The sequence below is a fragment of the Streptomyces sp. NPDC039423 genome (assembly GCF_055598725.1).
Genome location: NZ_JBVKAH010000025.1, coordinates 1 through 10,038 on the forward strand (window position 1 = coordinate 1; position 10,038 = coordinate 10,038).

Genomic DNA, 10,038 nt, shown 5'->3' on the forward strand with positions numbered 1-10,038 from the left:
GTGTTCGGTGGTGCGGGTCAGGCGAACTACGCGGCGGGCAATGTGTTCCTGGACGCGCTGGCGCAGCACCGCCGGGCCGCCGGCCTGGCCGGCACCTCGCTGGCCTGGGGCCTGTGGACCGGTGTGGGCGGCATGGGCGGCGACCTCACGGAAGCCGACCGCGAGCGCATCCGCCGCAGTGGCATCGGCGCGCTGGCGCCCGAGACCGGCCTCGCCCTCTTCGACGCGGCCGGCCGCACCACCGACGCGCTGCTCGTCCCGCTCCCGCTCGACCTGCCCGCCCTCCGGGCCCAGGCCCGCAGCGGCATGCTCCCGGACCTGCTGCGCGGTCTGGTCCGCGTACCGGTGCGCCGGGCCGCCGGGCAGGGCGGTAGCGGTACGGCGGACGGCTCGGCGTTCCGCACCCGCCTGGCGGGCCTGCCCGCCGACGAGCGGGACGCGGCGCTGCTGGAGCTGGTGCGGGGCGAGGTGGCCGCCGTACTGGGCCACGCCTCGACCGACGAGGTACCGGCCGACCGCGCGTTCAAGGAGCTGGGCTTCGACTCCCTGACCTCCGTCGAGCTGCGCAACCGGCTCGGCGCGGCCACCGGTGAACGCCTGCCCGCCACCCTCGTCTTCGACTACCCGACCCCGAACGCGCTCGCGGAGTACCTGCGGACCGAGGTGCTGGGTCTCACCGGGGACGCCGAGGCCGCCGGAGCGGTCACGGGATCGCCCGTGCGCACCGGCACGGCGTTCTCCGACGACCCGATCGCGATCGTCGGCATGAGCTGCCGCTACCCCGGAGGCGTCGAGACCCCCGAGGACCTGTGGCGCCTGGTGCTGGGTGGCGGCGACGCCATCTCCGAGTTCCCCCAGGGACGCGGCTGGGACCTGGAGTCGCTGTACGACCCGGACCCGGACGGCAAGGGCACCAGCTACACGCGCTCGGGCGGCTTCCTGCACGACGCGGGCCGGTTCGACCCGGCGTTCTTCGGGATTTCGCCGCGCGAGGCCGTGGCGATGGACCCGCAGCAGCGGCTGCTGCTGGAGACCTCCTGGGAGGCGTTCGAGCGGGCGGGCATCGACCCGGCGTCCATGCGCGGCAGCCGCACCGGTGTGTTCGCCGGTGTCATGTACCACGACTACGCGACCCGGATCACGGCCGTACCGGACGGTGTGGAGGGCTACCTCGGCACCGGCAACTCCGGCAGCATCGCCTCCGGCCGCGTCTCGTACGCCTTCGGCCTCGAAGGCCCGGCCGTCACCGTCGACACCGCCTGCTCGTCCTCGCTGGTCGCCCTGCACTGGGCCATCCAGGCGCTGCGCAACGGCGAGTGCACGATGGCGCTGGCCGGTGGCGTGACCGTCATGTCCACCCCCGGTACGTTCACCGAGTTCAGCCGCCAGCGCGGTCTGGCCGCCGACGGGCGCATCAAGTCCTTCGCCGCCGCCGCCGACGGCACGAGCTGGGCCGAGGGCGCCGGCATGCTGCTCGTCGAGCGGCTGTCGGACGCCCGCGCCAAGGGCCACCCGGTCCTCGCGGTCGTGCGCGGCTCGGCGATCAACCAGGACGGTGCGAGCAACGGCCTGACCGCCCCCAACGGCCCGTCCCAGCAGCGCGTCATCCGCCAGGCCCTCGCCAGCGCGGGCCTCACCAGCGACGAGATCGACGTGGTGGAGGCTCACGGCACCGGTACGACGCTGGGCGACCCGATCGAGGCGCAGGCGCTGCTGGCCACGTACGGCAGGGAGCGCGAGGCCGACCAGCCGCTGTGGCTCGGCTCGATCAAGTCGAACATGGGTCACACCCAGGCGGCCGCCGGTGTCGCCGGCATCATCAAGATGATCATGGCGATTCGGCACGGCGTGCTGCCCAAGACGCTGCACGTCGACGAGCCGACCCCGCACGTGGACTGGGAGGACGGCGCGGTCGCCCTCCTCACCGATGCCGTGCCGTGGCCGGAGACCGGCCGTCCGCGCCGTGCGGGTGTCTCGTCCTTCGGCATCAGCGGGACGAACGCGCACACGATCATCGAGGAGGCGCCGCCGGTGGCGGTCGGTGCCGAGCCGGTGGCGGGTACGCCGGCCGTGCTGCCGTACGTGTTGTCGGCGAAGTCGCCGGAGGCTCTGCGGGGTCAGGCCGCGCGGCTGCGGGCGCATCTGCTGGACGCCTCGACGGAGACGGCTCCGGCTGCGGTCGATGTGGCGTACTCGCTGGCGACCAGGCGGGTCGGGTTCGACCATCGTGCGGTGGTCGTGGCCGGTGGGCGTGAGGAGCTGCTGCGGGGTCTGGGCGCGCTGGAGTCGGAGGGCGGTACGGCCTCCGGTCTGGTGCGCGGGACGGCGAGCGGCACCGGCAAGCTGGCGTTCCTGTTCACCGGTCAGGGCAGCCAGCGTCCCGGCATGGGCCGGGAGCTGTACGAGGCGTACCCGGCGTTCGCCGACGCACTGGACGCGATCTGCGGGCACCTGGAACTGCCGCTCAAGGACGCGCTGTTCGGTGACAGTGGCGACCTCCTCGACCGGACGGAGTTCACCCAGCCCGCGCTGTTCGCGGTCGAGGTGGCGCTGTTCCGGCTGCTGGAGAGCTGGGGCGTGAAGCCCGACTACCTGGCGGGTCATTCGATCGGTGAGATCGCCGCCGCGCACGTGGCCGGGGTGCTGTCCCTGGAGGACGCCTGCACGCTGGTGGCAGCACGCGGACGTCTGATGCAGGCGCTGCCTGGTGGTGGCGTGATGATCGCGGTGCAGGCGTCGGAGGACGAGGTTCTTCCGCTGCTCAGCGACCGGGTGAGCATCGCGGCGATCAACGGACCGCAGTCGGTCGTGGTCGCCGGTGACGAGGACGCGGCCGTCGCTATCGCCGGGTCCTTCGAAGCGCAGGGTCGTAAGACCAAGCGCCTGACGGTCAGCCACGCGTTCCACTCGCCGCACATGGACGGCATGCTCGCCGACTTCCGCAAGGTCGCCGAGAGCCTGTCGTACGCGTCCCCGCGCATTCCGGTCGTGTCGAACCTGACCGGTGCGCCGGTCACCGACGAGATGGGGTCGGCGGACTTCTGGGTACGTCACGTCCGCGAGGCCGTACGGTTCCTGGACGGCGTCCGCGCGCTGGAGGCCGCCGGGGTCACCACGTACCTCGAACTCGGCCCCGACGGCATCCTGTCGGCCCTCGCCCAGGACTGCCTGACCGGTGACACCGACACGGCCGTCTTCGCGCCCGCCCTCCGCAAGGGCCGCCCCGAGGCCGAGACCGTCACGACCGCCCTCGCCCAGGCGCACGCCCACGGCACGCCCGTCGACTGGGAGACGTACTTCGCGCCGACCCGCGCCACGCAGGTCGAGCTCCCCACGTACGCCTTCCAGCGCGACTGGTACTGGCTGAACTCGGCCGTGGCACCGGCCGGTCCCGGCGACGCGACCGGGTTCGGGCTCGGCACGACGGACCACCCCCTGCTGGGCGCGGCCGTCGAACTGCCCGACTCGGACGGCTTCCTGTTCACCGGCCGGCTGTCCCTGGCCACCCAGCCCTGGCTCGCGGACCACGCCGTCCTCGGCTCGGTCCTCCTCCCGGGCACGGCCTTCGTGGAACTGGCGGTCCGCGCGGGCGACCAGGTCGGCTGCGACATGCTGGAGGAGCTGACGCTGGAGGCACCGCTGGTGCTGCCCGAGCGGGGCGGCGTCCAACTGCGGCTGTCCGTCTCCGCCACCGACGGCTCCGGCCGGCGGAGCCTGGCCCTGTACTCCCGGGACGAGGACGCCCCCGCCGACGAGCCCTGGACGCGGCACGCCGACGGCGTGCTCGCGACGAGCGCGGAGGCCCCCGCCTTCGACCTCACCGCCTGGCCCCCGCCCGGCGCCGAGGCGGTCGACATCGACGGGCTGTACGAGGGCATGGCCGCGGCCGGGTTCGACTACGGACCGGTCTTCCAGGGCCTGCGCTCGGCCTGGCTGCACGGCGACGAGGTGTACGCCGAGGTCGCCCTGGACGAGGCGGCCGTGGAGGCGGCGGAGGGCTTCGGGCTCCACCCGGCCCTCCTGGACGCCACGCTGCACGCGGCCGGTCTCGGCGGCCTGGTGGAGAGCACCGGCCAGGGACGGCTGCCGTTCGCCTGGCGCAACGTGTCCCTCCACGCGGCGGGCGCGTCGGCCGTACGGGTCCGGCTGGCCCCCGCCGGCCGCGACGCGGTGTCGCTGCACCTCGCCGACGCGGCCGGCGTGCCGGTCGCCTCGGTCGAGTCGCTGGTCCTGCGCACGGTCTCGCCCGACCAGATCGGCGCCGCGCGCGGCGGCCGGCAGGAGTCGCTGTTCCACGTGGACTGGACGGCTCTGCCCCTCACCCCCGTGTCCGCCGCCGAACAGCGTCCCTGGGCCCTGCTGGCGGACGACGGCGGCACCGGCGACGCCCGCCACCCGGGACTCGACGCCGTGGGTGTCCGATACGAGGCCCACACCGGGCTCGCGGCGCTCGCCGACGCCGGTCGGGACGGCCGCGACGTACCGGGCGTGGTCTGCGTCCCGCTGATGGCTCCGAAGGCCGCCGATGTGGTGGGGGCTGTGCATGCGGAGTCGGGTCGGGTGTTGTCGCTGCTCCAGGAGTGGGTGGCGGATGCGCGGTTCGAGGGGTCGCGGTTGGTGTTCTTGACCCGGGGTGCGGTGGCTGCCGTGCCGGGTGAGGACGTGACGGATCTGGTGCATGCCCCGGTGTGGGGTCTGGTGCGTTCGGCGCAGTCGGAGAACCCGGGCCGGTTCGTCCTGGCCGACACGGACGGCACCGACGCCTCCTACCGCGCCCTGACCGCCGCGCTCGCCTCGGGCGAGCAGGAGTTCACCGTCCGAGGCGGTGCGGTACGGGTGCCGAGGCTGGCCCGTGCGGCTGTGGCCGATGCCGGTGGTCGTGTGCTTGATCCCGCGGGCACGGTGTTGGTGACGGGTGCGGGTGGCACGTTGGGTGGTTTGTTCGCTCGTCATCTGGTGGCGGAGCGGGGTGTGCGGCATCTGCTGCTGGTCAGCCGTCGTGGCGCTCAGGCCGTTGGTGCGGCTGAGTTGACGGCGGAGTTGGCGGGGCTGGGTGCTGAGGTGTCGTGGGCGGCGTGTGATGTCGCCGACCGGGACGCCCTGGCTGAGGCTTTGTCTCAGGTGTCCGAGGCGCATCCGTTGACGGCCGTGGTCCACACGGCCGGCGTCCTGGATGACGGTGTGGTCGGGTCCCTGACGCCGGAGCGTCTTTCGAGCGTGCTGCGTCCGAAGGTCGACGGCGCCTGGAACCTCCATGAGCTGACCCGGGATCTGGACCTGTCGGCGTTCGTGCTGTTCTCCTCCGCTGCTGGTGTGTTCGGTGGTGCGGGTCAGGCGAACTACGCGGCGGGCAATGTGTTCCTGGACGCGCTGGCGCAGCACCGCCGGGCCGCCGGTCTGGCCGGCACCTCGCTGGCCTGGGGCCTGTGGGCCGCCGATGGAGGCGGCATGGCGGGTGAGCTGGGCGCGGAGGACGTGTCGAGGCTGGGCCGTGGTGGTGTGGCCGCGCTGTCCGCCGAGGAGGGCGTGGCTCTGTTCGACGCCACTTGGGCGTCCGAGCAGGCGGTGTTCGTGCCGGTCAAGCTGGACCTGGCCGCCCTGCGGGCGCAGGCGAGCGGTGGCGGGATGCTCCCGCCGCTGCTCAGCGGACTCGTCCGTACGCCCGTCCGCCGTGCGGCGGGTGCAGCCGAGACCGGTGCCGACGGCGGTACCGCGCTGCGGGAGCGCCTGACCGGGCTCTCGCCGGCCGCGCGGGACGAGGCCCTGCTGGACCTCGTCTGCACGCACGTGGCCGCGGTCCTCGGCTTCGCCGGGCCCGAAGCGGTCGACCCGGCACGGTCGTTCAGCGAGGTCGGCTTCGACTCGCTGACCGCCGTCGAGCTGCGCAACCGGCTCGGCGGAGCGACCGGGGTACGCCTGCCCGCCACGCTCGTCTTCGACTACCCGACACCGGCCGCGCTGGTGGACTACCTGCGGGACGAGCTCTGGCAGGACGGCGCCGCGGCGGTTCCCCCGCTGCTCGCCGAACTGGACCGGCTGGAGAAGACGCTCGTCGCCTCCCTGCCCGACGACGACGGCCGTGACCGGATCACCGAGCGCCTCCAGGCGCTGCTCGCCGCGTGGAGCGAGGCCGGGGACCGGGCGGCCGAGGGCGACGGCGAGGACGACGTGGCCGAGGTCCTCGAGACCGCGACCGACGACGACCTCTTCGACTTCATCGGCAAGGAGTTCGGAATCTCCTGATGCGACGACCGCTCGCGGCTCGGCCCCGCCTTACCGACGGCTCTGTCTTTCTGGCTTCTGTACGAGGGATGCACGCATGAATGAGGAAAAACTCCGGTACTTCCTGAAGCGGGTGACTGCCGATCTCCATGAGACGCGTCGCCGTCTTCAGGAGGTCGAGTCGGAGGAGCAGGAGCCGATCGCGATCATCGGGATGAGCTGCCGCTACCCGGGGGACGTCGAGTCGCCGGAGGACCTGTGGCGACTGGTGTCCGAGGAGACCGACGCCATCACCCCCTTCCCCACCGACCGGGGCTGGGACATGGGGAGCCTCTTCGACGACGACCCGGACGGGCGGGGCACGAGCTACGTGCAGGAAGGCGGCTTCCTGCACGGCGCCAACCGCTTCGACCCGGCGTTCTTCGGGATCTCGCCCCGCGAGGCCGTGGCGATGGACCCGCAGCAGCGGCTGCTCCTCGAAACCTCCTGGGAGGCGTTCGAGCGGGCGGGCATCGACCCCACCTCGGTGCGCGGCAGCCGTACCGGCGTCTTCGCGGGCGTCATGTACCACGACTACGCCTCCCGGCTGCGCGCCGTACCCGAAGAGGTCGAGGGGTACCTGGGCACCGGCGGATCCAGCAGCATCGCCTCCGGCCGGGTCTCGTACACCTTCGGCCTGGAGGGCCCCGCGCTCACCGTCGACACCGCCTGCTCGTCCTCCCTCGTCACGCTCCACCTCGCCATCCAGGCGCTCCGCAAGGGCGAGTGCACCCTCGCCCTCGCGGGCGGCGTCACCGTCATGGCCACGCCCGGCACCTTCACCGAGTTCAGCCGCCAGCGCGGCCTGTCCTTCGACGGCCGCTGCAAGTCCTTCGCGGACTCGGCGGACGGCACCGGCTGGGCCGAGGGCGCGGGCATGCTGCTCGTCGAGCGCCTGTCGGACGCCCGCAAGAACGGCCACCCGGTGCTGGCCGTGGTCCGTGGCTCGGCGGTCAACCAGGACGGCGCCAGCAACGGGCTGACCGCCCCGAACGGTCCGTCCCAGCAGCGCGTCATCCGCCAGGCCCTGGCCGACGCCCGGCTCACGGCCGCCGAGGTCGACGTCGTCGAGGCGCACGGTACGGGGACGACGCTGGGCGACCCGATCGAGGCGCAGGCACTGCTGGCCACGTACGGCCGCGAGCACACCGAGGACAGCCCCCTGTGGCTCGGCTCGGTCAAGTCCAACCTCGGGCACACCCAGGCCGCCGCCGGTGTCGCCGGCATCATCAAGATGGTCATGGCGATCCGCCACGGCCGCATCCCGAAGACCTTGCACGTCGACGAGCCGTCGACCAACGTCGACTGGGCCGCCGGGGCCGTCTCCCTGCTCAGGGAGTCGGTCGACTGGCCGGAGACCGGCCGCCCGCGCCGCGCCGCCGTGTCGTCGTTCGGTATCAGCGGCACCAACGCGCACACCATCATCGAGCAGGCCCCGCTCCCGCCGGACGAGGCCCACCAGCCCTCCGCCCCCGAGGCGGACGGCGAGGAGGCCCCGCGCCCGCTGTCGGTGCCGCCCGTACTGCCCTGGCCCGTCTCGGGCCGTACGGAAGAGGCCCTGCACGCCCAGGCCGGACGTCTGCTCGCCCACCTGCGCGGCCGTCCGGACGGGGCGACCCCGGCCGACGTCGGCTTCTCCCTGGCGACCGGTCGCGCCGCCCTGGAACACCGCGCCGTTGTCCTGGCGGCCGACCCGGACAGCGCCCTCACCGACCTGGCCGCGCTCTCCACGGGCCGGACCACCAACCGCATCGTGCGCGGCGAGGCGGGCGCGCGGGGCAAGCTGGCGTTCCTGTTCACGGGTCAGGGCAGCCAGCGGTTGGGCATGGGTCGTGAGCTGTACGAGGCGTTCCCGGTGTTCGCGGAGGCGCTGGATGCGGTGTGCGCGCACCTGGACCTGCCGCTGAAGGACGTGCTGTTCGGGTCGGACACCGCTGCTCTCGACCGTACGGAGTTCACCCAGCCCGCGCTGTTCGCGGTCGAGGTGGCGCTGTTCCGGCTCGTCGAGAGCTGGGGCGTGAAGCCGGACTTCCTGGCGGGTCATTCGATCGGTGAGATCGCGGCCGCGCATGTGGCCGGGGTGTTCTCGCTGGAGAACGCGTGCAGGCTGGTGGCGGCTCGTGGCCGGTTGATGCAGGCGCTGCCGACCGGTGGCGTGATGATCGCGGTGCAGGCGTCGGAGGACGAGGTCCTTCCGCTGCTCAGCGACCGGGTGAGCATCGCGGCGATCAACGGTCCGCAGTCGGTCGTGGTCGCGGGTGACGAGGCCGACGCGGTGTCCATCGCCGAGCACTTCGAGGAGCAGGGCCGTAAGACGAAGCGGCTGAGCGTGAGCCATGCGTTCCACTCGCCGCACATGGACGGCATGCTGGCCGACTTCCGGCGGATCGTGGAGGGCATCTCCTACGAGGTTCCGCGTATCCCGGTTGTCTCGAACCTGACCGGTGCGCTGGTCACGGACGAGATGGGGTCGGCGGACTTCTGGGTACGTCACGTCCGCGAGGCCGTGCGATTCCTGCACGGTGTCCGGGCCTTGGAGGCCGTCGGGGTCACCACGTACCTCGAACTCGGCCCCGACGGGGTCCTGTCGGCCCTGGCCCAGGACTGCCTGACCGGCGAGGCGGACGCGGCCGTCTTCGCGCCCGCCCTCCGCTCCGGCCGGCCCGAGGCGGAGACGGTCACCGCCGCTCTCGCCCAGGCGCACGTACGCGGCCTCCCGGTCGACTGGCGGGCGTTCTACGCCTCGACCGGCGCCCGGCGCGTCGACCTGCCGACGTACGCCTTCCAACGGGAGCACTACTGGCTCGACGCCGGAACCCTCGGGGGAGACGTCACCACCGCCGGCCTCCGCTCCGCCGACCATCCGCTGCTGGGCGCCTCCGTGGCCCTGGCGGACGCCGAGGGCCTGCTGCTCACGGGCCGGCTGTCGCTGGAGACACATCCGTGGCTCGCCGACCACGCGGTCGCCGGGACGGTGCTGCTGCCGGGCACGGCGTTCGTGGAACTGGCGCTGCGCGCCGGTGACCAGGTCGGCTGCGACCGGGTCGACGAACTGACCCTGGAGGCGCCGCTGGTGCTTCCCGACGACGGCGGGATCGAGCTCCAGATCGCCGTTGCCGCGCCCGACGGGCAGGGACGCCGATCCGTCGTCTTCCACTCGCGCGCCGATCGCGCCCCGGACGACGAGCCCTGGCTGCGCCACGCGACCGCCGTCCTGGCCGAAGGGGCGGAGGCCCCGGCGTTCGAGCTCGGCGTGTGGCCGCCGGCCGGGGCGGAGCCGGTCGCGGTGGAGGGGCTGTACGAGGGCCTCGCCGACGCCGGTTTCGGCTACGGTCCGGTGTTCCAGGGGCTCCGCGCCGCCTGGCGCCGGGGCGAGGAGGTCTTCGCCGAGGTGAGCCTCGGGGAGGACATCGATCCCGGACCGGCGCAGTTCACCCTGCACCCGGCCCTGCTCGACGCCGTCCTGCACGCGGTCGGACTCGGCTCGCTCATCGAGGACACCGGGCAGGGACGCCTTCCGTTCGCCTGGAGCGGTGTCGCGGTCCACGCCGTGGGAGCGGACACGCTGCGCGTGCGGCTCTCCCGCGCGGGGAAGGACGCGGTGGCGCTGGAGATCGCGGACGCCGAGGGCGTGCCGGTCGCCTCCGTGCGCAGCCTGGCGCTGCGGACCTTCTCGCCCGACCAGCTCGACACGACCCAGGACGTCACCCGCGATGCCTTGTTCCGGGTGGAGTGGTCGGTGGTGCCGGTGGATGGTTCGGCCGGTGTGGTCGATGA

Annotated in this window: 1 protein-coding gene and 1 pseudogene; both read left to right on the forward strand. The window is 73.2% G+C overall.

Annotated elements, in window-relative coordinates:
- Positions 1-6: 6 nt before the first annotated feature.
- A pseudogene (locus ACZ7LK_RS32530) lies at positions 7-6,243 on the forward strand (type I polyketide synthase); the annotation flags it as partial.
- A 76-nt stretch (positions 6,244-6,319) separates the two neighbouring features.
- Positions 6,320-10,038 (forward strand): type I polyketide synthase (locus tag ACZ7LK_RS32535; RefSeq protein ID WP_471144668.1); only part of this gene is annotated, 3,719 nt, incomplete at its 3' end.